Annotated in this window: 22 protein-coding genes and 3 tRNA genes; 10 read left to right on the top strand and 15 right to left on the bottom strand. The window is 57.8% G+C overall.

Going from position 1 to position 23,460, the window contains the following annotated elements:
• From BMX55_RS12185 to BMX55_RS12245, 13 genes are all read right to left on the bottom strand, one after another.
• On the bottom strand, nucleotides 1–290 hold a 290-nt coding region (locus BMX55_RS12185), incomplete at its 3' end, for a GTP-binding protein (protein WP_245751436.1).
• 72 nt (nucleotides 291–362) lie between these two features.
• Nucleotides 363–437, bottom strand: a tRNA-Thr gene (locus BMX55_RS12190).
• A 37-nt stretch (nucleotides 438–474) separates the two neighbouring features.
• A tRNA-Gly gene (locus tag BMX55_RS12195) sits at nucleotides 475–548 on the bottom strand.
• Between the two features lie 33 nt (nucleotides 549–581).
• A tRNA-Tyr gene (locus tag BMX55_RS12200) sits at nucleotides 582–667 on the bottom strand.
• A gap of 137 nt (nucleotides 668–804) precedes the next feature.
• Nucleotides 805–1,224, bottom strand: a complete 420-nt coding sequence (locus BMX55_RS12205) for a F0F1 ATP synthase subunit epsilon (protein WP_091458118.1) — start codon at nucleotides 1,222–1,224, stop codon at nucleotides 805–807.
• Between the two features lie 76 nt (nucleotides 1,225–1,300).
• Nucleotides 1,301–2,707 (bottom strand): F0F1 ATP synthase subunit beta, encoded by a 1,407-nt coding sequence (gene atpD, locus BMX55_RS12210; RefSeq protein ID WP_091458120.1) that lies wholly within the window; start codon nucleotides 2,705–2,707, stop codon nucleotides 1,301–1,303.
• A 41-nt stretch (nucleotides 2,708–2,748) separates the two neighbouring features.
• Nucleotides 2,749–3,621: a F0F1 ATP synthase subunit gamma gene (gene atpG, locus BMX55_RS12215; protein ID WP_091458122.1), complete on the bottom strand. Its 873-nt coding sequence runs from the start codon at nucleotides 3,619–3,621 to the stop codon at nucleotides 2,749–2,751.
• A gap of 18 nt (nucleotides 3,622–3,639) precedes the next feature.
• Nucleotides 3,640–5,193: a F0F1 ATP synthase subunit alpha gene (gene atpA, locus BMX55_RS12220; protein ID WP_091458124.1), complete on the bottom strand. Its 1,554-nt coding sequence runs from the start codon at nucleotides 5,191–5,193 to the stop codon at nucleotides 3,640–3,642.
• Between the two features lie 46 nt (nucleotides 5,194–5,239).
• Nucleotides 5,240–5,782 carry a F0F1 ATP synthase subunit delta gene (locus BMX55_RS12225; protein WP_091458126.1) on the bottom strand — a complete coding sequence of 181 codons (543 nt, stop codon included), beginning with the start codon at nucleotides 5,780–5,782 and terminating at the stop codon, nucleotides 5,240–5,242.
• 11 nt (nucleotides 5,783–5,793) lie between these two features.
• Nucleotides 5,794–6,264, bottom strand: a complete 471-nt coding sequence (locus tag BMX55_RS12230; RefSeq protein ID WP_091458128.1) for a F0F1 ATP synthase subunit B — start codon at nucleotides 6,262–6,264, stop codon at nucleotides 5,794–5,796.
• 34 nt (nucleotides 6,265–6,298) lie between these two features.
• Entirely contained in the window at nucleotides 6,299–6,547 is a 249-nt protein-coding gene (gene atpE, locus BMX55_RS12235; protein WP_091458130.1) for a F0F1 ATP synthase subunit C, read from the bottom strand.
• 49 nt (nucleotides 6,548–6,596) lie between these two features.
• Nucleotides 6,597–7,475 (bottom strand): F0F1 ATP synthase subunit A, encoded by an 879-nt coding sequence (gene atpB / locus BMX55_RS12240; RefSeq protein ID WP_091458131.1) that lies wholly within the window; start codon nucleotides 7,473–7,475, stop codon nucleotides 6,597–6,599.
• Between the two features lie 19 nt (nucleotides 7,476–7,494).
• Complete coding sequence (locus tag BMX55_RS12245) at nucleotides 7,495–7,971, bottom strand: ATP synthase subunit I (RefSeq protein ID WP_091458133.1); 477 nt, start codon at nucleotides 7,969–7,971, stop codon at nucleotides 7,495–7,497.
• Nucleotides 7,972–8,205: 234 nt separating this feature from the next.
• Between BMX55_RS12245 and BMX55_RS12250 the strand changes: the two genes are divergently transcribed.
• The 6 genes from BMX55_RS12250 (at nucleotide 8,206) to BMX55_RS12275 (ending at nucleotide 14,853) form a co-directional block, all read left to right on the top strand.
• Entirely contained in the window at nucleotides 8,206–8,526 is a 321-nt protein-coding gene (locus BMX55_RS12250) for a YbeD family protein (RefSeq protein ID WP_091458278.1), read from the top strand.
• A 1-nt stretch (nucleotide 8,527) separates the two neighbouring features.
• Nucleotides 8,528–9,238 (top strand): lipoyl(octanoyl) transferase LipB, encoded by a 711-nt coding sequence (lipB, locus tag BMX55_RS12255; RefSeq protein WP_091458134.1) that lies wholly within the window; start codon nucleotides 8,528–8,530, stop codon nucleotides 9,236–9,238.
• A 21-nt stretch (nucleotides 9,239–9,259) separates the two neighbouring features.
• On the top strand, nucleotides 9,260–10,240 hold the full coding sequence (gene lipA / locus BMX55_RS12260; RefSeq protein WP_091458135.1) for a lipoyl synthase: 981 nt from the start codon (nucleotides 9,260–9,262) through the stop codon (nucleotides 10,238–10,240).
• 98 nt (nucleotides 10,241–10,338) lie between these two features.
• Entirely contained in the window at nucleotides 10,339–11,247 is a 909-nt protein-coding gene (locus BMX55_RS12265; protein WP_091458137.1) for a phosphate/phosphite/phosphonate ABC transporter substrate-binding protein, read from the top strand.
• Entirely contained in the window at nucleotides 11,244–13,835 is a 2,592-nt protein-coding gene (locus BMX55_RS12270; protein ID WP_091458139.1) for an ATP-binding protein, read from the top strand. Before BMX55_RS12265 ends, BMX55_RS12270 begins: the two co-directional genes overlap by 4 nt.
• Entirely contained in the window at nucleotides 13,828–14,853 is a 1,026-nt protein-coding gene (locus BMX55_RS12275; RefSeq protein ID WP_091458141.1) for an HD domain-containing phosphohydrolase, read from the top strand. The genes BMX55_RS12270 and BMX55_RS12275 overlap by 8 nt, the downstream gene beginning before the upstream one ends.
• On the opposite strand, the gene BMX55_RS12280 is transcribed toward BMX55_RS12275, so the two are convergent.
• Nucleotides 14,835–15,746, bottom strand: a complete 912-nt coding sequence (locus BMX55_RS12280; protein ID WP_091458143.1) for a YihY/virulence factor BrkB family protein — start codon at nucleotides 15,744–15,746, stop codon at nucleotides 14,835–14,837. The two genes, BMX55_RS12275 and BMX55_RS12280, sit on opposite strands and share 19 nt — an antisense overlap.
• Before the next feature lie 155 nt (nucleotides 15,747–15,901).
• Here BMX55_RS12280 and BMX55_RS12285 point away from each other — a divergent pair, with 155 nt between their 5' ends.
• The gene (locus tag BMX55_RS12285; RefSeq protein ID WP_218144492.1) at nucleotides 15,902–16,672 is read left to right on the top strand and encodes a carbonic anhydrase; all 771 of its coding nucleotides are present in this window, start codon (nucleotides 15,902–15,904) and stop codon (nucleotides 16,670–16,672) included.
• A 92-nt stretch (nucleotides 16,673–16,764) separates the two neighbouring features.
• Nucleotides 16,765–18,285, top strand: coding sequence for a succinyl-CoA:acetate CoA-transferase ScpC (gene scpC, locus BMX55_RS12290; protein ID WP_091458147.1), 1,521 nt, complete (start codon nucleotides 16,765–16,767; stop codon nucleotides 18,283–18,285).
• A 54-nt stretch (nucleotides 18,286–18,339) separates the two neighbouring features.
• Here scpC and BMX55_RS12295 read toward each other — a convergent pair whose 3' ends face one another.
• The gene (locus tag BMX55_RS12295; protein WP_342707685.1) at nucleotides 18,340–18,789 is read right to left on the bottom strand and encodes a bacteriohemerythrin; all 450 of its coding nucleotides are present in this window, start codon (nucleotides 18,787–18,789) and stop codon (nucleotides 18,340–18,342) included.
• A 317-nt stretch (nucleotides 18,790–19,106) separates the two neighbouring features.
• Between BMX55_RS12295 and BMX55_RS12300 the strand changes: the two genes are divergently transcribed.
• Nucleotides 19,107–20,777 carry a ShlB/FhaC/HecB family hemolysin secretion/activation protein gene (locus BMX55_RS12300; protein ID WP_091458281.1) on the top strand — a complete coding sequence of 557 codons (1,671 nt, stop codon included), beginning with the start codon at nucleotides 19,107–19,109 and terminating at the stop codon, nucleotides 20,775–20,777.
• Nucleotides 20,778–20,836: 59 nt separating this feature from the next.
• The coding region (locus BMX55_RS12305) for a two-partner secretion domain-containing protein (protein ID WP_218144493.1) at nucleotides 20,837–23,460 on the top strand (2,624 nt) is incomplete at its 3' end.

The following is a 23,460-nucleotide window of genomic DNA, read 5'->3' on the forward strand; positions in this document are numbered from 1 at the left end:
GCAGCACCAGTAATCATGTTCTTGACGTAGTCGGCGTGGCCGGGGCAGTCAACGTGAGCGTAGTGGCGGTTGGCGGTTTCGTACTCAACGTGGGCGGTGTTGATGGTGATGCCGCGTGCCTTTTCTTCGGGGGCTGCGTCGATCTGGTCGTAGGCCTTGGCTTCGCCGCCAAACTTGGCCGACAACACGGTAGCAATAGCTGCCGTCAGGGTTGTCTTGCCGTGGTCCACGTGACCGATGGTGCCCACGTTGACGTGGGGCTTGGTGCGTTCAAACTTACCTTTTGCCATTTTTTCGACTCCGAAAAAAACTACAACAACACGACAGGACTTTTATGCAATGTACGGATACACTAGGAAACTTGGTGCCCATGGCGGGAATCGGACCCGCGACCTCTCCCTTACCAAGGGAGTGCTCTACCACTGAGCCACATGGGCAAACAAAACCTAAAGCCTTGTTTTATTTTTCAACACATGGAGCGGGAGACGGGAATCGAACCCGCGCCATTAGCTTGGAAGGCTAGGGTTCTACCATTGAACTACTCCCGCACAGCCACACCAGTGTGTTCTAGCGTACTTATTTGGTGGAGGAGGCTGGATTCGAACCAGCGTAGGCGTAAGCCAACAGATTTACAGTCTGCCCCCTTTAGCCACTCGGGCACTCCTCCGTAGAGAACAGAATTATAGCATAGCTTTTCCGACATCAGAGTTTTTAAATAAAAACTGCATCAAGATGATAAAAAACATAAAAAAAGCCACCTGAGTAGGTGGCTTTCTTATCGCTAGAAGCAACTTTTCGTGCGTATCAGCGTTTTTCGCGGAATTTGCGCAGCGCTGCAATCTGTGCCGCCATGATGGACAACTCGGACTGGGCGCGTGCCAGATCAATTTCGCTCTTGGCGTTTTTCAACGCTTCTTCTGCTGCAGCTTTAGCTTCATTTGCCTTTTCATCATCGAGGTCTTTACCGCGTACAGCGGTGTCAGACAACACAGTGACACGGTCGGGCTGAATCTCTAGGATGCCACCGGCGACAAAGACGAATTCTTCGCTGCCATCGGCCATCTCAATACGCACCGAACCAGGCTTGATACGGGTAATCAGCGGAGTGTGGCGCGGATAGACGCCCAACTCGCCAGCCTCGCCGGGCAAGGCAACAAAAAGCGCCTGCCCTGAGAAGATGGACTCTTCAGCACTGACAACGTCAACATGTAGGGTGTTGGCCATCTGGATTCCTTTGGAAGTCTGCAAAAAGGGCTTTTAAGTGGTGAGTGGCCGGGCAACACTTGCCCGGCAAACCACTTTAGGCCATCTTCTTGGCTTTCTCGAAGGCTTCGTCGATGGTACCAACCATGTAGAAGGCTTGTTCGGGCAAATGGTCGCACTCGCCGTTCACAATCATTTTGAAACCACGGATGGTTTCAGCCAGCGACACGTACTTGCCGGGCGAACCGGTAAACACTTCCGCCACGTGGAACGGTTGCGACAGGAAACGCTGGATCTTACGGGCACGGGCCACAGTGAGCTTGTCTTCTGGGGCCAGTTCATCCATACCCAGAATGGCGATGATGTCGCGCAGTTCCTTGTAGCGTTGCAGCGTGTTTTGCACGCCACGGGCCACGTTGTAGTGCTCTTCACCGACGACATCAGGCGAGAGCTGACGGCTGGTGGAGTCAAGCGGATCAACCGCAGGGTAAATACCCAGCGAAGCGATGTCACGCGACAGCACCACAGTGGAGTCCAAGTGGGCAAAGGTGGTAGCAGGCGAAGGATCGGTCAAGTCATCGGCAGGCACGTAAACGGCTTGGATGGAAGTGATCGAACCAACCTTGGTGGAGGTAATACGCTCTTGCAGGCGACCCATTTCTTCGGCCAATGTAGGTTGGTAACCCACGGCAGAAGGCATACGACCCAGCAAAGCGGATACTTCGGTACCGGCCAAAGTGTAACGGTAGATGTTGTCCACAAAGAACAACACGTCACGGCCTTCGTCACGGAAGGACTCAGCGATGGTCAGACCGGTCAGGGCGACGCGCAGACGGTTGCCCGGAGGCTCGTTCATCTGACCGTAGACCATGGACACCTTGGAGTCTTCGAGCTTCTCCAAGTTCACCACGCCGGAATCGGCCATTTCATGGTAGAAGTCGTTCCCTTCACGAGTACGCTCACCCACACCAGCAAACACCGACAGACCGCTGTGGGCCTTCGCGATGTTGTTGATGAGTTCCATCATGTTGACGGTCTTGCCCACACCGGCACCACCGAACAGACCGACCTTACCGCCCTTAGCGAACGGGCAGACCAAGTCAATCACCTTGATACCGGTTTCCAGCAGTTCTTGTGAAGGCGACAGTTCATCGTAGGCCGGGGCCTTGCGGTGAATAGAGGCCGTCAGCTCGTGGCTCACAGGGCCACGCTCGTCGATGGGCGCGCCCAGCACGTCCATGATACGACCCAGCGTTGCCTTGCCCACGGGCACGGTGATGGGAGCTGCAGTGTTCGTGACCATCAAGCCACGGCGCAGACCATCCGAAGAGCCTAGAGCAATCGTACGAACGATGCCATCGCCCAACTGTTGCTGAACTTCCAGGGTCAGTGCGGAGCCTTCGAGTTTGAGTGCATCGTAGACCTTGGGCATGCGGTCACGAGGGAACTCAACGTCGACCACAGCGCCGATACACTGAACGATTTTTCCTTGAACTTGAGCCATTTTTTGCTCCAAAAATTTTTAAACCGTGACGGCGTCGCGGATCAGACGGCAGCCGCACCAGCGACGATCTCGGAGAGTTCCTTCGTGATCGCAGCTTGACGCGTTTTGTTATAGACCAGCTTCAAGTCATTGATGACGGTGCCAGCGTTGTCTGTAGCTGCCTTCATTGCCACCATGCGCGCCGATTGCTCGGATGCCATGTTCTCGGCTACTGCCTGGTAGATCAACGACTCCACATAGCGAACCAGCAGATCGTCAATGACACTCTGTGCATCGGGTTCGTAGATGTAATCCCAACCGTGGGCACTGGCCTTCTCGTCTGTCTGAATGGCGTCGGACGATAGGGGCAGCAACTGCTCCACTACCGACTCTTGCTTCATGGTGTTGATGAACTTGGTGTAGCACAGGTACACCGCGTTGATCTTGCCTTCAGCGTACGCATCGAGCAGCACCTTCACTGGGCCAATCAGCTTGTCCAAGTGAGGTGTATCTCCCAAACCGATCGCCTGAGAAACCACCTTGGCACCGACACGGTTCAGAAAACCCAGCCCCTTGTTACCGATGGCCACCGCCTCGGCAGAGATACCAGCAGACTGCATATCGCGCAGCTTGTTGGTAACTGCACGCAGCACGTTGGTATTCATGCCGCCGCACAATCCCTTGTCGGTGGTGACCACAATAACGCCCGCAGTTTTGGCATCGTTCACTTGCATGAACGGATGCGTGTACTCCGGGTTGGCTTGGCTGAGATGGGCTGCAATATTGCGGATTTTTTCGCTATAGGGCCGAGCAGCACGCATCCGGTCTTGCGCTTTGCGCATTTTGGATGCCGCCACCATTTCCATGGCTTTGGTGATCTTTTTGGTGTTTTCTACCGACTTGATCTTGCCGCGTATTTCCTTGCCTGCTGCCATGATGGTTCCTCGTCCGGTTTAAGCGAACGACTTCTTGAACGCTGTGATGGCAGCGGTCAATGCAGCTTCAGCATCCTTGTCCATGGCCTTGTCTTTTTCCAGCTTTTCCAGCAAGGCAGCATGGCTGGTCTTGAGGAACTGGTGCAGACCGCTTTCGAAAGCCAAAATCTTTTTGACTTCGATGTCGTCCATGAAACCCTTGTTCACAGCAAACAGCGTAGCACCCATCAAAGAGATGGACAGAGGGCTGTACTGGGCTTGCTTGAGCAGCTCAGTGACGCGGGCACCGCGGTCGAGTTGCTTGCGGGTCGCATCGTCCAGATCGGAGGCGAACTGCGCAAACGCAGCCAATTCACGGTACTGGGCCAAATCGGTACGGATACCACCAGACAGGTTCTTGACCAGCTTGGTCTGGGCAGCACCACCGACGCGGGACACCGAGATACCAGCGTTAATAGCGGGGCGAACACCGGCATTGAACAGACTGGTTTCCAAGAAGATCTGACCATCGGTAATGGAGATCACGTTGGTAGGCACGAAGGCAGACACGTCACCGGCTTGGGTTTCGATGATCGGCAGTGCGGTCAGGGAACCAGTCTTGCCTTTCACGGCACCCTTGGTGAAGGCCTCGACGTAGTCGGCATTGACACGGGCAGCACGCTCGAGCAGACGGCTGTGGAGATAGAACACGTCGCCGGGGTAGGCTTCACGGCCTGGGGGACGACGCAGCAGCAGGGAAACCTGACGGTAAGCCACGGCTTGCTTGGACAGATCGTCATACACGATCAAGGCGTCTTCACCACGGTCGCGGAAGTATTCGCCCATCGTGCAGCCAGAGTAGGCCGACACATACTGCATAGCAGCCGATTCGGAAGCAGAAGCTGCCACGACGATGGTGTAATCCATCGCGCCGCCTTGTTCCAAGGCGCGTACTACGTTCTTGATCGACGAAGCCTTCTGACCGATGGCAACATAGATACAAGTAACGCCTTGGCCTTTTTGGGCCAAGATGGCGTCAATCGCCACAGCGGTCTTACCGGTTTGACGGTCACCAATGATCAGTTCGCGCTGGCCACGGCCAATCGGCACCATCGAGTCGATGGACTTCAGGCCAGTTTGCAGAGGCTGATCCACCGATTTACGAGCGATAACGCCCGGAGCGACCTTTTCGATCACGTCGGTCATCTTGGCGTTGATGGGGCCTTTGCCGTCGATGGGCTGACCCAAGGCATTGACCACACGGCCGACCAACTCGGGGCCTACGGGCACTTCCAAAATGCGGCCGGTACATTTAACCGTGTCGCCTTCAGAGATGTGCTCGTACTCGCCCAAGATCACGGAACCGACGGAGTCGCGCTCCAGGTTCAGTGCCAGACCGTAGGAAGGAGTGCCATCTGCCGAGGCAGGAAACTCCAACATTTCACCCTGCATCACGTCCGACAAGCCATGAATGCGCACGATACCGTCAGACACAGACACCACGGTGCCTTGGTTACGGATATCGCTGCTGGCTGACAGACCCTCAATGCGGCTCTTGATCAGTTCAGAAATTTCTGCGGGATTGAGTTGCATGACTCTTTCCTTCTTTCTTTGTTTAGCCGAAACCTCAAGCCGCGCATTACGCAGTGAGGGCCGCTTTCATTTGTTCCAGACGTGCCTTGACCGAAGTGTCGAGCACTTCATCTCCTACCACGACCCGAATCCCACCGATCAGGGACTCATCCTGCTGCATCGTGAGATTGAGCTTGCGGCCAAAGCGCTTTTCGAGCGATGCGCCCAAATCGGCCAGCGCGGTACTATCGACAGGGAAAGCACTGTAGACAACGGCATCAGAAGAGCCGCTGCTGCGATTGACCAAGGCGCGAAATTGCACCGCAGCCTCGGGCAAGGCATCCAAACGCCCGTTTTCAATCATAGTGCGCAAGAAATTGCGCCCCATGTCAGGCAAGGCATAACGTGTTAAACCTGCAATGAGGTCAAACAACTGGTCATGGCTGACCTTGGGGTTATCGGACAACTGACGCAGTTGGGGATCGGCGGCAATCACCGCCAGTTCCTCGACCCAAGCAGTGGCACTACCCAGATCGACGCCTGCACCCGCCGTGCAGGCTTTGAACAGGGCTTCGGCGTAAGGGCGGGCAATGGTGGCGATTTCGGCCATGAATGCTTCCCTTACAGTTCAGTCTTGAGGCGGTTCAGCAAATCTGCATGAACACCGGCGTTGACTTCCTTGCGGAGAATCTGCTCGGCGCCCTTGACAGCCAGCACAGCCACCTGCTCACGCAGTGCTTCACGGGCCTGCACCACCTGTTGCTTGGCTTCCGCCTGCGCAGCAGTAATAATTTTCTGAGCTTCTTCGCTGGCGCGGGCCTTGGCTTCTTCAACGATGGCCTGGGCACGGCGATCGGCATCAGCCAGACGGGCAGCCGTCTCATTGCGCGTCTGCGACAGTTCCTTCTCGACGCGCTGGTTAGCAGCACTCAATTCGGACTTGGCACGGTCGGCAGCAGCGAGACCATCGGCGATTTTCTGGGCTCGCTCGTCCAGCGCCTTGACAATCGGGGGCCACACGAATTTCATCGTGAACAGCACCAGAATCAAGAAGACGATGGCCTGAACGAACAGGGTCGCGTTGATACTCACGGCAACACCTTTCTATTTGGGCGTTGATCGGAGATTAGGCCAGAACGAAGGGGTTGGCGAAAGCGAACAGCAGGGCAATAGCCACACCAATCAGGAAAGCCGCATCAATCAGACCAGCCAAGATGAACATCTTGGTTTGCAGTTCGTTGATTAGCTCAGGTTGACGTGCCGAAGCTTCCAGGAACTTGCCGCCCATCAAAGCGATACCGATGGAAGCGCCGATAGCGCCCAAACCAACGATCAGACCACAAGCCAGAGCGACGAGACCGAGAATGTTTTCCATGATGACTCCTGATGTAAAAAAGAAAGGTTAAGAAAGGAAAGGGAAATGGTCAGTGGGCTTCATGCGCTTGGCCGAGATAGATCAGCGTCAGCATCATGAAAATAAAGGCTTGCAGGGTAATGATCAGGATGTGGAAGATCGCCCAGATCGAACCTGCAATGATGTGCCCCACAGGGAGCAACACACCGGAAAGCGACATGGCAGCAGCACCACCCATCAGGGCAATCAGCATGAACACCAACTCACCAGCGTACATGTTGCCAAACAACCGCATACCATGCGAAACCGTTTTGGCAACGTATTCAATGATCTGCATGAGCAGATTGACCACACCCAGAATCAGGGCGAAGACAGGATTTTTGCTGGTACCGAAGGGAGCAGTCACCAGTTCATGCGCCCAGCCACCTAGGCCCTTGATTTTGACACTGTAGATCAGGCACAACACCAACACAGCAGAAGACAAGCCCAGCGTGGTGGACAGGTCGGCAGTGGGCACGACACGCAGATAAGCGTGGTGTGGATCATGACCAGCAGCACCGTAAATCTGTGCCCAAATGGCGGGCAGTAAATCCACGGGCAACAAATCCATGGCGTTCATCAGGAAAATCCAGACAAACACGGTCAGCGCCAACGGCGCGATGAACTTGCGGCTTTCTGCGTTGTGGATATTGGCTTTGGCTTGGTTGTCTACCATTTCGACCAGCAGCTCGACGGCGGCTTGGAAACGGCCTGGCACGCCCGAAGTTGCCGTACGTGCCCCCAGCCACAAGAAGAAAAGCCCAAGCACACCAATGGTGACACTGACGATCACGGAGTCAAAATTGACCACCGAAAAATCGATAATGGACTTTTGCTTGATATTTTGAAGGTGCTGCAAGTGGTGAACGATGTATTCACTTGCAGTTGGAGCGTGCGCATCTGCGGCCATCGGACAACTCTTCTCTTAATCAATCGGTTTTTCGGACACTGGACTGCACCATGAGCGCAATCCAGTACGTTTTCATCGTCACTACCATGCCAGCCAGTAAGGCCAGCCAGCTCAACTGCGCTACCACCCGGGGCGCAGCCGCCAACATGGCTACGGTGAGCACAATTTTGACCAGCTCCCAGACAAAGAACCCTGCCATCGCACTGCCGCCGGACTGAGCGAACTTTTGGCGATTCATGCCACGTGCAAACAGCACTGCAGGAAGCACCACAGCCAACGCGCCATAGGCAGCAGACCAGCCCCAGTGCGTTTTGCCAGAAACCAGCCCCAGCAGCAAGGCCATCAGCACGCCTACTGCCACCTGAATGGCGATAACACGCCACACTGACAGCACCTTATGGCTCTGACGCCACACTTGCGCTTGTTCTGCACTGAGGGGCTTGAAGTCGGACTCTTCGGCCTCAGCTTCTGTATCGAACGGAGCGATTGTTTTCATCGTTTTGCTCCGCTACGTTACACACTGAAACCTTCACAAAGCCCTTGATTATAAGTAAAAACCCCCGTGTGCGACAAATTATCTGTTGCATCGGTGGCTTTGCTGTGTCTTTGCGCTCTGGAGCCAAAGGCATTCACACCTACGTGAGACAGGCACTTGACTCTGGAAACCATCTGTTTTGCGCAACTGCCGCACAATCAGGGGCACCTGAAAGCTACCCACCAAGGTTACCCGATGACTATTACTTCTGGCTTGCATACCCCTTCATCATCAGATACAGCCAGTAGCGATCCACGCAAAGACTCGCTGATCGAGTACCCCAGCCTGTTTCCGATCAAGGTGATGGGGGTCAAAGTGGATGCACTGCTGCCCGCAGTAACGACGCTGGCGCGGCAGTTTGACCCTTTTTTTGATGCCGCCACCGTGGAGCTGCGCGAAAGCAGTGGGGGCAAATACTTGGGCATCACCATCACCATCACCGCTACCAGCCGTGAGCAATTGGATGGGTTGTACCTCGCCTTGACAGCGCACCCTCTGGTGAAAGTGGTGCTCTGATATGCCCACCGCAGACACTGCGATTGCCCTGCGCTGGCTGGGCCGTGTGCCGTATCTGGACAGTTATCAGGCGATGCAGGATTTCACGGCGGCACGCACTGCCGAGCAGGCCGACGAAATCTGGTTGTGCGAGCACCCGGCCACCTTTACCCAAGGCTTGGCCGGACAGGCTGGGCATTTACTCGCCCCCGGTGACATTCCGGTGGTCAGCACCAACCGCGGCGGGCAAGTGACGTTCCACGGCCCCGGCCAAGTGGTGGCTTATCCGCTGCTGAATTTGCAACGTGCTGGCTACTACGTGAAGGAATACGTCTATCGCCTTGAGGAGGCGGTGATTCGTACCTTGGCGCATTTTGGCGTTACCGGCCACCGCGTGGCTGGTGCCCCCGGCATTTATGTGCGCTTGGATGATCCACACAGCCACGCGCAACTGCCGCAGCGCCCGCAAAAGCGCGAGGATGGCAGCGTGCCTACGCCGGACTTTGTGGGGCTGGGCAAAATTGCCGCACTGGGCATCAAGGTGAGTCGCCACTGCACCTACCACGGCGTGGCGTTGAATGTGGCGATGGATCTCAGCCCCTTTGCGCGTATCAACCCCTGTGGCTACGCAGGTTTACAGACAGTTGATCTTTCTACAATCGGCATCCACACCACTTGGGACGAAGCCGCACAGGTACTGGCCTATCAGCTCAGTACCCGGCTGGCCCCCTGAACCGCTTACCAGCCATCCGTTATGAGCACTCCTGAAGTCGTGCGCGAAGCACAATCTGCCGAAACCTACAACCCGCTGGCCAAGCAAAAAGCGGCGGCCAAGCTGTCGCGCATTCCGATCAAGGTAGAGCAGGCCGAGGTGCTGAAAAAGCCGGACTGGATTCGGGTCAAGGCGGGATCGACCAGCAGCCGTTTTTATGAAATAAAAGACATTTTGCGTGAACACAAGCTGCACACCGTTTGCGAGGAAGCCAGCTGCCCCAATATTGGCGAGTGCTTTGGCAAGGGCACGGCCACCTTCATGATCATGGGGGACAAATGCACGCGCCGCTGCCCGTTCTGTGATGTCGGGCATGGCCGCCCCGACCCGCTGGACAAGGACGAACCACTAAACTTGGCCAAGACGATTGCCGCGCTCAAACTGAAATATGTGGTGATTACCAGCGTAGACCGCGATGATCTGCGCGACGGGGGCGCGGGCCATTTCGTCGAGTGCATCCAGCATATCCGCCAGCTCTCGCCGCAAACGCAGATTGAGATTTTGGTGCCCGACTTTCGAGGCCGTGATGACCGGGCGCTGGACATTTTGCAAGCGGCTCCGCCCGATGTGATGAACCACAACTTAGAAACGACAGCGCGCCTGTACAAAGAAGCGCGCCCCGGCTCTGACTACCAATTCAGCCTCAACCTGCTCAAGAAGTTCAAGGCCCTGCATCCCAATGTACCGACCAAAAGCGGCATCATGGTGGGATTGGGCGAGACTGATGAAGAAATTTTGCAAGTGATGCGCGATATGCGCGCCCACGGCATCGACATGTTGACCATTGGCCAGTATTTGGCACCGAGCAACAGCCATTTGCCAGTACGCCGTTATGTGCACCCAGACACCTTCAAGATGTTTGAAGAGCAAGCCTACCAAATGGGCTTTAGCCATGCTGCGGTGGGCGCCATGGTGCGCTCGAGCTACCACGCTGACCAACAGGCACACGCAGCGGGGGTATAAACAGCCATTGCTGTATCTCCCCCCGTCTTGGCTCCAACGCTACCTAGGACGGGCTTATCATGGCCCCATCCAGATTGCAGACAACGGGGGGCTCTCCTATGGTGAAATGGTGGCTAGCAGGCTGGTGTATGGCCTTGGCGGCTTGTGGCCCCCAGCCAGAGGACGCGCACACGGCACCACAGTACAGCACCAAAGCGCCCAGTGCTGTACGCCAGTATGTGTTTGCCATTCACCCATTGCACAACCCTGCACGGCTGTTTGCTCTGTATGGGCCGCTGATTGACTACCTAAATCGTCATTTGCCCGACACGCCGCTGCGGCTAGAAGCCTCACGCAATTACGAAGAGTTTGAAAAAAAGCTCTACGGTCGCCAGCTCGACTTTGCCCTGCCCAACCCATACCAGACCCTGAACTCTTTGCACCACGGCTACCGAGTCATTGCCAAAATGGGCGATGACCAGTTGTTTACTGGGCTGATTTTGGTACGCCGTGACAGCGACATCCGCAAAACAACAGACCTCAAGGGTAAAAAAGTAGCCTACCCAGCAGCCACCGCGCTGGCTGCCACCATGATGCCGCAGTACTACCTACAAACCCACGGTTTGGATGTACAACGTGACATCGAAAACGTTTATGTTGGCTCGCAGGAATCTTCCATTCTGAATGTTTATTACGGCAATACGGCTGCTGCCGCCACTTGGCCTCTGCCATGGCGCGAATTCCAAAAAGAGCAGCCCGAAAAGGCTGCCGAGCTAGAAGTGAAATGGCAAACCGAACACCTGATTAATAACGGCGTTGTGGTGCGCGATGATGTACCACCAGAACTGGCAGAAAAAGTCACGGTGCTGCTCGAAACCCTGCACACCACATCCGAGGGTGAAGCCCTGCTCCAGCGCCTAGAGTTGTCGCAATTTGAGCGTGCCGATAACCGGCGCTACCAGGTCATCAAAGAATTTTTGCATCTTTTTTCTCAAAAAGTACGCCCCCTGCCTGAGAGACTACCATGAGCACCTTCGGATGGCGTTTGGTAGCCGGTGGTGCCTTTAAACGCCAAATTGTGCTGGTGTTTTTGCTGGGTTTTTTGTGCCTGTTTAGTGCCTTGGTAGCCTATCTGGTGCGCACACAAAGCCATAGTTTGTATGAAGAAAACCACCATGCTGCACGGGGGCTGGCCTATTCATTGGCAGTGAGTTCGCGCTCTTGGGTGCTTGCCAATGATCTGGTCGGGCTAGAGGAGGTGATTGTCTCGTTTGCCAGCTACCCGCACCTGCGCTATGCGATGGTGCTCTCACCCACCGGACGGGTGCTGGCCCACACCGACCCCAGCAAAATGGGGCTGTTTGTGAGCGATACCACCAGCGCAGCGCTACTGCACGCCCCCACAGGACTGCACCAACTGTTGGTCAATGATGCCGAGACCATTGATGTGGCTGTGCCCATTGCGTTGGGAGCGCGCCATCTGGGTTGGGCACGGGTGGCACTGGGGCGCGAAAGTATTCAGGCCGAATTGCGCGCGGTGTTAGTGCGCAGCTTGGCTTTTGTGGCGCTGGCCGCAGTCTTGGCGTTGTTGGCGGCGATCATGATTGCAAACCGCCTCGCCCGGCGTATTGCAGCACTGGTGCAGGTGGCAGACAGCGTGCGTGCAGGCGATACCAGGGTGCGCGCCCATATTGCTGGTGCGCCCGATGAGATCACTCTGCTGGCCGAAAGTTTTAACCGTATGTTGGACGCACTGGCGCATAACGAACAGGCACTGCACACTGCCTCGCGCTACAGCCGCAGTCTGATTGAGGCCCACCTTGACCCACTGTTGGTGGTGGGATGCAACGGCCACATCACCGACCTGAACCGTGCAGCCGAAACAATGACGGGCCGCAGCCGCCAAGCGCTGATTGGCACCGATTTTGCCGACCATTGCGCTGAACGCGAGCAGGCACATGCGCTGTTTGTGCAAGCACTGGCCAACGAGCAAGTCATAGACCAAACATTGTCGATACGGCATGTGGATGGTCATGTGACCAAAGTGCTCTACAACGCGGGTATCTTTCGCAGTGCGACAGGGGAGGTGCTGGGCGTGCTGGCCGCCGCCCGCGATGTGACTGAGCGCCAGCGCTTAGACGAAGAAATGCACCGCTACCAAGACCGGCTGGAGGCCGAAGTGCAGCAACGCACCGCCGATTTGGTGTTGGCGCGCAATGCTGCTGAGACGGCCAACCAAGCCAAAAGCGCTTTTTTAGCCAACATGAGCCACGAACTGCGCACGCCGCTCAATGCGGTGCTGGGTTTTTCCAACATGATGCGCAAAGACCCACTGCTGCCTGAGCGCCAGCGGCAAAATTTAGACATCATCAACCGCAGCGGTGAGCACCTGCTAACCCTCATCAACGATGTGCTGGACATGGCCAAAATTGAGGCTGGGCGGGTGCAATTGCAGCAGTTGCCCTTTGATCTGGGCGCGCTGGTGCGCGATGTGACCGACATGATGCAGATACGGGCGCAAGAAAAGGGCCTGCAATTGCTGATTGATCAGGACTCGGAGTTTCCGCGCTATATCGTGGGCGACGAGGCACGGCTGCGCCAAGTGCTCATCAACCTGCTGGGCAATGCCGTCAAATTTACCGAGCAGGGCGGTGTGTCGATACGCTTAGGTACACAGCAGAACCAGCAGTCGCATCTGGTGATTGAGATAGAAGACTCCGGTTTGGGTATTGCCCCAGAAGACCAAGAGAGCATCTTTTTACCCTTTACCCAAATTGGCGAGCAAGGCATCAACAAGGGCACGGGGCTGGGCCTGACCATTACCCGCCAGTTTGTACAACTGATGCACGGCCAAATCACCCTGCACAGCAGGCTAGGCACTGGATCGGTGTTTCGTATCGAGCTGCCTTTGCAGGAAGCCTCCGAAGCAGATATGCACTACCCCGACGCCATACAGCACGGCGATGTGCTGGGCTTGGCCCCGGGCCAGCAGCCTTGGCGCATTTTGATTGTGGAAGACCAGCGCGACAACCAAATTCTGCTGTCGCAATTGCTGGGGGCGATAGGCTTTGAATGGCGCATTTCTGAAAATGGTGCCAAGGGCGTACAGATGTTCCAAGAGTGGCACCCAGACTTTATCTGGATGGACCACCGGATGCCGGTGATGGACGGCGTAGAGGCCACGCGGCGCATTCGCCAGTTGCCCGGTGGCCAAGAGGTGAAAATTGTGGCCGTGACCGCCTCAGCGCTGCAAGAGCAAAAAACCGAACTGCTGGCCGCAGGCATGGATGATTTTGTACGCAAACCCTACCGCTCCAGCGAGATTTTTGACTGTATGGCCAAGCACCTAGGAGTGCGCTATCTGTACGAGGGCTTGCCCGAAGTGGATGACAACCCCACCACCGCCTTGACCCCTGAGATGTTTGCCAGCCTGCCAAGGGCGCTATGCCAGCAATTCCAACAAGCGTTAGAGAGCCTAGAAGATGAACGAATTACTGCTGCCTTGCAAGCCGTGGCTGCACAAGATGCAGTGCTGGGCAAAGCACTGCAACGTTTGGTGAATAATTTTGCTTACCCGGCCATCCTTACTCTGCTAGAAGCCCGCACCCATGTCTGATAAAGGAAAAATTCTGGCCGTGGACGATACCCCAGCCTCACTCAAACTGCTGTCGGATCTGCTGCGCAATGAGGGCTACGATGTGCGCTCGGCCATCAACGGCGCCTTGGCGCTGCGCTCGGCAGCCATGAGTCCGCCAGAGCTGGTGCTGCTGGACATTCGTATGCCTGAAATGGATGGCTTTGAAGTGTGCCGCCGCCTCAAGGCCGACCCCAACACTGCCTCGGTGCCGGTGATTTTTGTCAGCGCCCTGACCGACACCGACGAGAAGCTGCACGGCTTTGAACTGGGAGCGGTGGATTTTGTCACCAAGCCCTTCCAGCGCGAGGAGCTGCTGGCGCGGGTGCGGGTGCATCTGGAAGTCGATCGCCTGCGCAACCACCTAGAAGAAGCGGTGCAAGAACGCACCCACAAGCTGCAAGAGAGCCAAAAGCAACAACGCAAGATGCTAGTGGATTTTGTCGCCATGCTCGGCTCAACCGTAGAACTGCGCGACCCGTATACGGCAGGCCACCAACGCCGGGTGGCCGATTTGGCCGAAGCGATTGCGCGCGAGCTGCAATGGCCTCCAGAGCAAATCGAAGGCCTGTATCTGGCCAGCGTAGTACATGATTTTGGCAAAATTCGGGTGCCCACCGAGATTTTGTGTAAGCCCGGCAAGCTCAAAGAACTGGAATTCAGGCTGGTGCAAGAGCACTCCAAAACCGGCTACGATATTTTGCGATCTATTGTTTTTCCGTGGCCGATTGCGCAGACCGTATACCAACACCACGAGCGCCTGAACGGCTCAGGCTACCCGCAGGGCCTGCACGGCCCAGACATCTTGCCTGAGGCCAAAGTGCTGGCGGTGGCCGATGTGGTGGAGGCCATGATGTCGCACCGCCCTTACCGCCCGAGCTTGGGGCCAGAAATGGCATTGCAAGAGATTGAAGCACACCGAGGTGTGCTCTATGAACCTGCAGTGGTAGATGCCTGTGTACGGCTGTTCCGAGAGCAGGGCTACCGGCTGCCGGGCTGAACGGCGGGGGCTTGCTCTTCTAGCGCCTTGGCGCAGGCTGCGGCTAACAGCAATACCGCCGAAGAAAAGTAAATCCACACCAGCAGCGCCACCAGCGAGCCTGCAGCCCCATAGGCCGACACCACTGCCGCCCCAGACAGGTAGCTAGACAGCCCATGCCGCCCCACGGTAAACAGCCCAGCGCCCAACAGCGCCCCCAAAGCCAAAAAACGCAGGCGCGGCTTGGGGCTGGCGCTCAGGCGCATCAGGCCCAAAAACAGCGCCGTAGCAAACAAAAAAGAAGCGCCTTCGCTCAAAACCAGCAGCGGCAGGCGGTACGGAAAATAGACCCCCAACCATGCCGTAGCCACCGCCAACGCTGCCGACAACACCAACGACAGCAACAGCAAAAACCCCATCACCAGCAAATAGGCCAGACCGCGCAAACGCAAGGTGGCCGTTTCGCGCCAGCCTAGGCGCGAGGGGGCAGCCGTTACCGTTTGCCAGATGCGGCTAAACGCCGATTGCAACTCGGCAAACACCCCAGTGGCCCCCCACAGCAGCAGCAGCAGCGCCACTACCGAGGCCACCAGCCCCTCGGAGGGGGCTTGGGCGCTGGCCAAGGCTTGGCGCACGACTTCGGCGGTGCGCTCACCGGTAAAGGTGCGTATCTGCGCCAGCAGGTTGTATTCGACCACGGCCCGGTCTAGCCACCAGCCCAAGCTGGCCACCATCACCACCAACAAGGGGGCCAAGCTCAACATGCCGTAAAACGACATGGCAGCGCTCATGCGTGGGCCATCGGCCTCCAACCAAAGCTCGATAGCGCGTACCGGCCACGCATACCAAAGCTGGGGGGGTGCTGCGGCATCAGGGGCAAGAGGGCGGGGCGTTTCGGGCAGGGGTTCGGACATAGGCCGCAATGTAGCGCCCACTTTGGTAGAGAAGATATTCTGCAAGAATTTGCAAGGCACCTATACACCCTTAGTAAGCAAATTTCTGCACTATTTTCTACCGCCGTGGGGGAGGCGAATGTGCCATGCTGTGGTTTTTCAGAAAGGAAATCCTCATGCTCAGTTCTGCCCATGTTGTCAAAACCTTGGTTCTGGCGCTTGCTGCGCTTGTTGGTGGCGCTGCCTATGCCAGCGGTGGTGGTCACCACCATTGGGCCTATCAAGGTGAACACGAAGGCCCTGCCCACTGGGCAGAGTTGGATCCCGCTTTTGAAACCTGTGCCAAAGGGAGCCGCCAAAGCCCGATTGACATCAGCAACACAGTCAAGGCGGAGCTGCCGAGCCTGAATTTTGAATACAACAAGGCCGAGCCGACCATCGTGAACAACGGCCACACCGTGCAGGTGAATGTGCCCCCAGGCAGCCAGCTCAAGGTGGCTGGGCAAACCTATAGCCTGTTGCAGTTTCACTTCCACACCCCCAGTGAGGAGACTATCGGCGGCAAGCACATGGCGATGGTGGGGCACTTTGTGCATAAAAACGCTGCAGGGCAACTGGGCGTGGTGGCGGTGCTGATGCAGCCCGGCCCCATCGTCAAGAACGCGGCCTATGCCCCTGTGTTTGACCATCTGCCCCGCCCAAATGAAAAAATCACCGTCGAGGGCTTGGAGCTGGATTTGGCCGCCATGCTCCCTACCGACAAGAGCTACTACAGCTTTGAAGGCTCTCTGACCACGCCGCCGTGCTCAGAATCAGTGAACTGGATGGTGCTCAAACGGCCTATAGCGCTGGGCAATGACCAGATCAAGGCGTTTCGGCGTTTGTTCAATGCTAATGCCCGCCCAGTGCAACCGCTCAATGGCCGAGTAGTGAAAGAATCGCTCTAAATACTACGTAGAAACCCTGTAAGTAAAAACCCGTACATTTTTACTGACCAAGGCTAAAATCCGCAGCTTTTCCACCCCTGCGGAGCTTTTCCATGTCCTTGGCCGATCGGGTTCGTTACCCAGACTTTCTCCAGCGCGTTATGTCTGCCGATGAGGCAGCCGCGCTTATTCCTGCCGGTGCCAATGTGGGCATGAGCGGCTTTACCGGCGCGGGCTACCCCAAGGCGGTGCCGCTGGCACTGGCCGCGCGCATTGAGAACGAGCACGCTCAAGGGCACCCGTTTCGCATCAGCGTTTGGACGGGCGCTTCTACCGCGCCGGAGTTAGACGGTGCGCTAGCCAAAGTCAATGGCATTGAGATGCGCTTGCCGTTCCAGTCTGACCCGATCTGCCGCAACAAAATCAACAGCGGCGAGATGCAGTTCAGCGATATGCACTTGTCGCACGTAGCGCAGCACGCTTGGTTTGGCTTTTTGGGCCATTTGGATGTGGCCGTGGTGGAAGTGGCAGGTGTCTTGCCCGATGGCCGTTTGATCCCATCGACTGCCGTGGGCAACAACAAGACATGGCTCGATTTGGCCGACAAGGTGATTTTGGAAGTCAACACCCAAGTGCCAGAAAAAATGGACGGGATGCATGACATCTATTACGGCACCGCCGTGCCGCCGCACCGCAAGCCCATCCCCATGACGCACCCGCACGAGCGCATTGGCGAGCCTTATTTGCACGTAGACCCAGCCAAGGTGGTAGCGGTGGTACACACCCAGCAGGGCGACCGCGACACGCGTTTTGCCGCACCCGATGCCGTATCGCAAAAAATTGCCAGCTACATCATCGACTTCTTGCAATTTGAAGTGAAGCAGGGCCGCCTGCCCGCTCATTTGCTGCCGTTGCAATCGGGCGTGGGCAATGTAGCCAATGCCGTGCTGGCCGGGTTGCTGGATAGCCCGTTTGAGCAACTGACCGGCTACACCGAGGTGCTGCAAGACGGTATGTTGGACTTGCTGCGCGCAGGCAAGATGGTGTCGGCATCAGCCACGGCCATTTCATTGAGCAAGACGGCGCTGGCCGACTTTACCGAGAATATTGATTTTTACCGCGAGCGCATCTTGCTGCGGCCCCAAGAAATTAGCAACCACCCCGAACTGGTGCGCCGCTTGGGCATCATTGCCATGAACGCGATGATTGAGGCCGATATCTATGGCAACGTCAATTCGACGCACATCATGGGCTCGGGCATGATGAATGGCATTGGCGGCTCCGGCGACTTTGCACGCAATGCCTACCTGTCGTTCTTTGTCACACCGTCGGTAGCGAAGGATGGTGCGATTTCGTGCATTGTGCCGATGGCCTCGCACGTCGATCACACCGAGCATGATGTGCAGATTATCGTCACGGAACAGGGTTTGGCTGATTTGCGCGGCTTATCGCCCACGCAGCGCGCCCAGCGCATTATTGACCAGTGCGCGCACCCAGATTTTCGTCCGGCGCTGCACGACTACGTGGCCCGCGCTAAAAAGGGTGCCAGCGGCCAGCACACGCCGCACCTGCTCGATGAGGCGCTGTCGTGGCACAGCCGCTACGTCAAAACCGGCAGCATGAAGTTGGGATAAGCTTGAGCGTGCCAAGGAAGCGGGGCGCAATGCCCATGCATTTTCTAGCACGGCTTAGTGATGAGACACCAAGGCCAGCGCAATAGCGCAACCTTGGCGTTGTTGCTTGCGGATGAAGCGGGCCAGCTCTTTATCCAAACGCCGGATATGCACTGACAGCCAATCGCGCAGCAGTGCAGACAATTGCGCCGCCACGGTGATGCCACCGGCTTGGTGACGGGCGCGCAGGCCCTCTAGATCGGCAACAAAGCGCTGGTGGCCCAACCTATGCTCATTGAGCTGTGGATAGCCCAAGGCCTCCATCTGGTGCTCTTCGTGACGGATGTGGCTGAGGGTGTCTCGGATGATGGCCTCTAGCAGCGGCCCCACTATCTCGTGGCCGCGCCCTTGGCTGGTAGCGGTGTGCAGGGTATTGACCTGCTGCACCAGCAGTTGGTGATCTCGGTCAATCAGGCCGTTGTCGATTGCCATGTCGTTTCCCCATTGGAAATAAGCCATTTGCATTCTCCCGTTGGTAAACACTGCGTGCACAAAAACGTCGGTCTGGCGTTAAGACTGACACCTACTTTTTACCCCCGCTGTATGACAGAGGGAAGTAAAAAATGCGCCTATCTATATAAGCACTGGCAAAAAAATAGCTTCTTCTCTTGCCAGAGTAACCATTGATAGCTACTTATTGGGGAGCAATTTTTTGACTTTATTACTGTTCAGACGGGCCTGTATCGCACAGTAAGACCAAGCGTCTGTGTGTTAGCGAACAGACTAGCCAAGAGCCTCCTAAGAACATGGGCGGATTGAAACCAATCACCGTGCAAGAGCCCATGTCCACCATCAAATACCTCCCCTACGCATTGCTGGTACTGGGCCAGCAGGGTGCATCTGCCCAACAGCTCCCCACCGGGGGGAGCCAGTTACTCAACATTCCTGCAACGCACATGCCGCAGCACCGGGCACCGCGCATAGAAGTGCAACCCAACGCAGCGCCAGCACCGGCCACCACAGAGGGCGCGCGCGTGCTGGTGCGTGCCTTGCGCGTGACGGGCGCACAGGCGTTTTCTGAACAGACACTGCTGGCGGCCACCGGGTTTAAGCCCGACAGTGACCTGACGCTGGCCCAACTGCGTGCAATGGCCGCACTGATTGCCGACCTCTACCAGCGCAACGGCTATTTTGTGGCGCAAGCCTACCTGCCCGCACAAGACATCCAACAAGGCATTTTGACCATTGCCGTGATCGAAGGGCGCTACGGCAAAGTGGCACTGCGCAACAAAAGCCGGGTATCTGACGCACAGGCTGGTAGCTTGTTAGGTGGCCTGCAAAGCGGTGATCTCATCACCAACGCACCGCTAGAGAGCCGCTTGCTACTGCTGTCAGATTTGCCCGGCGTGAACGTGCAATCGACGCTGGCCCCCAGTGCCACGCCCGGCGCCTCTGACCTGCTGGTAGAGCTGACACCGGGCCAGCGCGTGAGCGGCAGCATTGATGCCGACAACGCGGGCAACCGCTACACCGGGGCCTACCGCCTTGGGGCTACGGTCAATGTGAATGAGCCGATGGGCTATGGCGATGTGGCCAGCTTGCGCGTCATGACCGCAGGCACCGGCTTGAACTACGCCCGCGCCTCCTATCAGCTGCAACTGGGCAAGGCCCGCCTTGGCGTGGCCTACAGCCACCTAGACTATGAACTGGGCCGTGAGTTCAAGAGCTTGGGCGCGCATGGCAACGCCAAAATTGCCAGCCTGTATGGCAGCTACCCGCTGATCCGCTCACGCGATACCAACCTGTATGCTGGCTTGGCCTTTGACGCCAAGAGCTTCCAAGACCGGATTGACACCACCTCCTCGGTGGCAGACAAACGCGCCAAAGTGCTGACGGCCAGCCTGTACGGCGACCACCGCGACAGCGCAGGCTGGGGCGCGCTCAATGTGTACTCGCTGGCGCTGTCAGCCGGAGACATCAACCTGCAAACGCCTGCCGTGCGCGCACTCGATAACCTGAGCGCCCGCAGCGATGGCCGTTATGAAAAGCTGGCCTTCAACTTGGCACGCTTGCAAAACATCAGTGAGGCGGTGTCTTTTTATGCGGCCATCAACGGCCAAATCGCCTCGAAAAACCTAGACGCCTCCGAAAAGATGGAGCTGGGCGGCATGTATGCCGTGCGCGCCTACCCCGAAGGCGAAGCCTATGCCGACCAAGGCTATGTGCTGACGCTAGAAGGGCGCTTGTTGCTGCCACGGTTTTCTGCACACCCGTCGGGCCAGTTGCAGCTGATTGCCTTTGCCGATGCAGGCAGTGTGCGCACCAACAAAAACCCTTGGACTACCGACTCTAACCACCGCACCCTCAGTGGTGCTGGCGTCGGCCTGAACTGGACGGTAGCCAATGATTTTTTCATCAAAGCCTATTACGCCCGCAAGCTGGGCAACGACGCGGCCACCTCCGCGCCTGATGCATCGGGTCGCTTCTGGGTTCAGGCCGTGAAATATTTTTAAGCCCAGTGTGCAGCCAAGCCCCCAAGCAAAAAGCCTTTTAAGAATACTGGACGGACCCCATGAATTGCATCTATCGTTCTCTCTGGAATAAGACCACCGGCACCTTTGTGGCCGTGGCAGAAAACGCCCGCAGTGGCGGCAAAAAAACCTCCTCTGGCACCACCGCCGCCGCGGGCGGTGCGCTCAAAGCACTGGTGGTGGCCTTGGCCATCGGCTTTGGTACGCAGGTAGCCGCACTGCCCCAAGGCGGTGTCGTGGCAGCCGGTGCCGCCAGCATCAGCACCACAGCGCAGCAAACCACCATCACCCAAACCACACCCAAGGCAGCCATCAACTGGCAGAGCTTTAACATCGGCACGGGTGAAGGAGTGCAGTTTGTGCAACCCAGCAGCAACGCTGTGCTGCTCAACCGAGTGCTGGGCGCTGATGCCTCCAGCATCTTGGGCCGCCTGTCCTCCAACGGCCAAGTGTTCTTGCTCAACCCCAACGGCATCCTGTTTGGGCAAAATGCCAACGTCAATGTGGGTGGCTTGGTGGCTTCCACCCTGAACCTGAGCAACAGTGACTTCTTGGCCGGACGCACCCAGTTCAGTGGCACCAGCACCGCCGCTGTGAGCAACCAAGGCAACATCACCACCCAAGGCGGCGGCTCTGTGGCACTGCTCGGTGCCAACGTCAGCAACCAAGGCACCATTACCGCCCGGCTGGGCACGGTAGCGCTGGCCGCAGGCAACGCGATGACTTTGGATGTGGCCGGAGACGGCCTGCTGCGTGTCACGGTCGATCAAGGCGCGGTGCATGCGCTGGCAGACAACGGTGGCCTGCTCCAAGCCGACGGCGGCCAAGTGCTGATGACGGCGCGTTCGGCCAGCCAATTGCTGCCCAGTGCCGTGAATAACACCGGCATCATCCAAGCGCGCAGCATTGAACAGCACAACGGCAGCATCCGCTTGCTCGGCGATGCCCAAGCGGGCACCGTGAGCGTGGCGGGGGTGGTAGACGCCAGCGGCGCAGGCGCAGCGCAAACGGGGGGACAAATCACCCTCACCGGGCACCATGTGGGCCTGTTTGCGGCCCGTGTCGATGCATCCGGTAACGCTGGCGGTGGCACCGTGCTGGTGGGCGGTGACTACCAAGGGCAAAATCCGGCAGTAGCCAACGCTTCGGCCACCTACATGAGCGCTGATGCCAGCATCCAAGCCGATGCCATCAGCAGCGGCCAAGGCGGCAAAGTCATCCTCTGGGCCAATGACAGCACACGCGCCTACGGCAGCATCAGCGCCCAAGGCGGCGCACAGGGCGGCAACGGGGGCTTGGTTGAAACCTCCGGCCACTGGTTAGACGTGGCTGGCATCCGCATCAATGCCAGCGCCGCAGCGGGCCAAAGCGGCACATGGCTGCTCGACCCCGCCGATGTCTCCATCGCGGCAGCCACCACCGGTGGCACCTTCGCCGGGGGCGTTTTTACCCCCGACGCTGCCGCCACCACGGCCACGGTGGCCGTCGCCGACATCGTTGCCGCCTTAACAGCGGGCACCGATGTCACCATCAACACCGCCAATGCCAGCGGTACTGGCAACGGTGATATCACCGTCGATACTGCTGTCAGCTGGACTAAAGCACCGGGGGCTGCACCGGTCTCCATCCTGACACTGCGCGCCGTGCGCGACGTGGTGGTAAACGAAGCCATCACCGCCACTTGGGGCAGCGTGGTCGGCATTGCCGGACGCGATGTCACGCTGTACGCGCCAGTGACGACCACCGATGGCAGCTTTAGCTCTACCGCCGTGCGCGATGTCAACATCGTCAAAGATGGCACCCACACCCTAACCGCCGTTACCACCACCCGGGGAGACTTGACCACCAACGCCGGGCGCGCGGTCAACGTCAAAACCGCTGCCCTGACCACCACCAATGGCAATGTGGTGTTGAGTGCGGGTATGGATGGGGTGAGCGGCGGCACCGTGGTTTTTGATGCGGGCACCCCGGCGTTTGCCGTGACCGATGGCACCGTCAAAATTTACAACCCGCTGGGCACCACGACTACCTATGCAGGCAACTTCACTTTGACCAACACCCCGCTGGCACAGTACTTTTATGTATTTGGGCAGGGCTTGCCCGGCGCTACGGGGGCCACTGGAGCCGCCGGTGCTACAGGTGCGACCGGGGCTGGGGGGGCCGCAGGCCCCGCTGGAGCAGCAGGCAGTGCCGGAGCCACGGGTACCACAGGCACTACAGGGCCCGCTGGCCCTGCTGGTGCCACTGGCGGTGCCGGAGCTACAGGTACCACAGGCGCTGCGGGCCCCGCTGGCCCGGCCGGAGCCTCCGGCAGTGCCGGAGCTACGGGCGCCACAGGCACTACAGGGCCCGCTGGCCCTGCTGGTGCCTCCGGCAGTACCGGAGCTACTGGCACCGCTGGCGCCACCGGAGCCACAGGATCAACCGGGGCCACCGGCGCTACCGGCTCAGGCACCACCGGAGCCACAGGATCAACCGGGGCCACCGGCGCTACCGGCTCGGGCACCACCGGGGCCACAGGATCAACCGGGGCCACCGGCGCTACTGGCTCAGGCACCACAGGAGCCACAGGAGCCACAGGATCAACCGGGGCCACTGGTGCTACCGGCTCAGGTACCACCGGAGCCACAGGATCAACCGGGGCCACTGGCGCTACCGGCTCAGG

Source organism: Giesbergeria anulus (genome assembly GCF_900111115.1).
Lineage (GTDB): Bacteria > Pseudomonadota > Gammaproteobacteria > Burkholderiales > Burkholderiaceae_C > Simplicispira > Simplicispira anulus.

Bases quoted from the DNA above. Each gene is read 5' to 3' on its own strand.
- BMX55_RS12285 (WP_218144492.1), top strand. From the start codon at position 15,902: ATGCTCAGTTCTGCCCATGTTGTCAAAACCTTGGTTCTGGCGCTTGCT.
- BMX55_RS12270 (WP_091458139.1), top strand. From the start codon at position 11,244: ATGAGCACCTTCGGATGGCGTTTGGTAGCCGGTGGTGCCTTTAAACGC.
- BMX55_RS12205 (WP_091458118.1), bottom strand. From the start codon at position 1,224: ATGGCCAACACCCTACATGTTGACGTTGTCAGTGCTGAAGAGTCCATC.
- atpG (WP_091458122.1), bottom strand. From the start codon at position 3,621: ATGGCAGCAGGCAAGGAAATACGCGGCAAGATCAAGTCGGTAGAAAAC.
- BMX55_RS12275 (WP_091458141.1), top strand. From the start codon at position 13,828: ATGTCTGATAAAGGAAAAATTCTGGCCGTGGACGATACCCCAGCCTCA.
- lipB (WP_091458134.1), top strand. From the start codon at position 8,528: ATGCCCACCGCAGACACTGCGATTGCCCTGCGCTGGCTGGGCCGTGTG.
- atpB (WP_091458131.1), bottom strand. From the start codon at position 7,475: ATGGCCGCAGATGCGCACGCTCCAACTGCAAGTGAATACATCGTTCAC.
- BMX55_RS12295 (WP_342707685.1), bottom strand. From the start codon at position 18,789: ATGCAAATGGCTTATTTCCAATGGGGAAACGACATGGCAATCGACAAC.
- BMX55_RS12300 (WP_091458281.1), top strand. From the start codon at position 19,107: ATGTCCACCATCAAATACCTCCCCTACGCATTGCTGGTACTGGGCCAG.
- BMX55_RS12280 (WP_091458143.1), bottom strand. From the start codon at position 15,746: ATGTCCGAACCCCTGCCCGAAACGCCCCGCCCTCTTGCCCCTGATGCC.
- atpE (WP_091458130.1), bottom strand. From the start codon at position 6,547: ATGGAAAACATTCTCGGTCTCGTCGCTCTGGCTTGTGGTCTGATCGTT.
- BMX55_RS12265 (WP_091458137.1), top strand. From the start codon at position 10,339: ATGGTGAAATGGTGGCTAGCAGGCTGGTGTATGGCCTTGGCGGCTTGT.
- BMX55_RS12245 (WP_091458133.1), bottom strand. From the start codon at position 7,971: ATGAAAACAATCGCTCCGTTCGATACAGAAGCTGAGGCCGAAGAGTCC.
- atpA (WP_091458124.1), bottom strand. From the start codon at position 5,193: ATGCAACTCAATCCCGCAGAAATTTCTGAACTGATCAAGAGCCGCATT.
- atpD (WP_091458120.1), bottom strand. From the start codon at position 2,707: ATGGCTCAAGTTCAAGGAAAAATCGTTCAGTGTATCGGCGCTGTGGTC.
- lipA (WP_091458135.1), top strand. From the start codon at position 9,260: ATGAGCACTCCTGAAGTCGTGCGCGAAGCACAATCTGCCGAAACCTAC.
- BMX55_RS12225 (WP_091458126.1), bottom strand. From the start codon at position 5,782: ATGGCCGAAATCGCCACCATTGCCCGCCCTTACGCCGAAGCCCTGTTC.
- scpC (WP_091458147.1), top strand. From the start codon at position 16,765: ATGTCCTTGGCCGATCGGGTTCGTTACCCAGACTTTCTCCAGCGCGTT.
- BMX55_RS12250 (WP_091458278.1), top strand. From the start codon at position 8,206: ATGACTATTACTTCTGGCTTGCATACCCCTTCATCATCAGATACAGCC.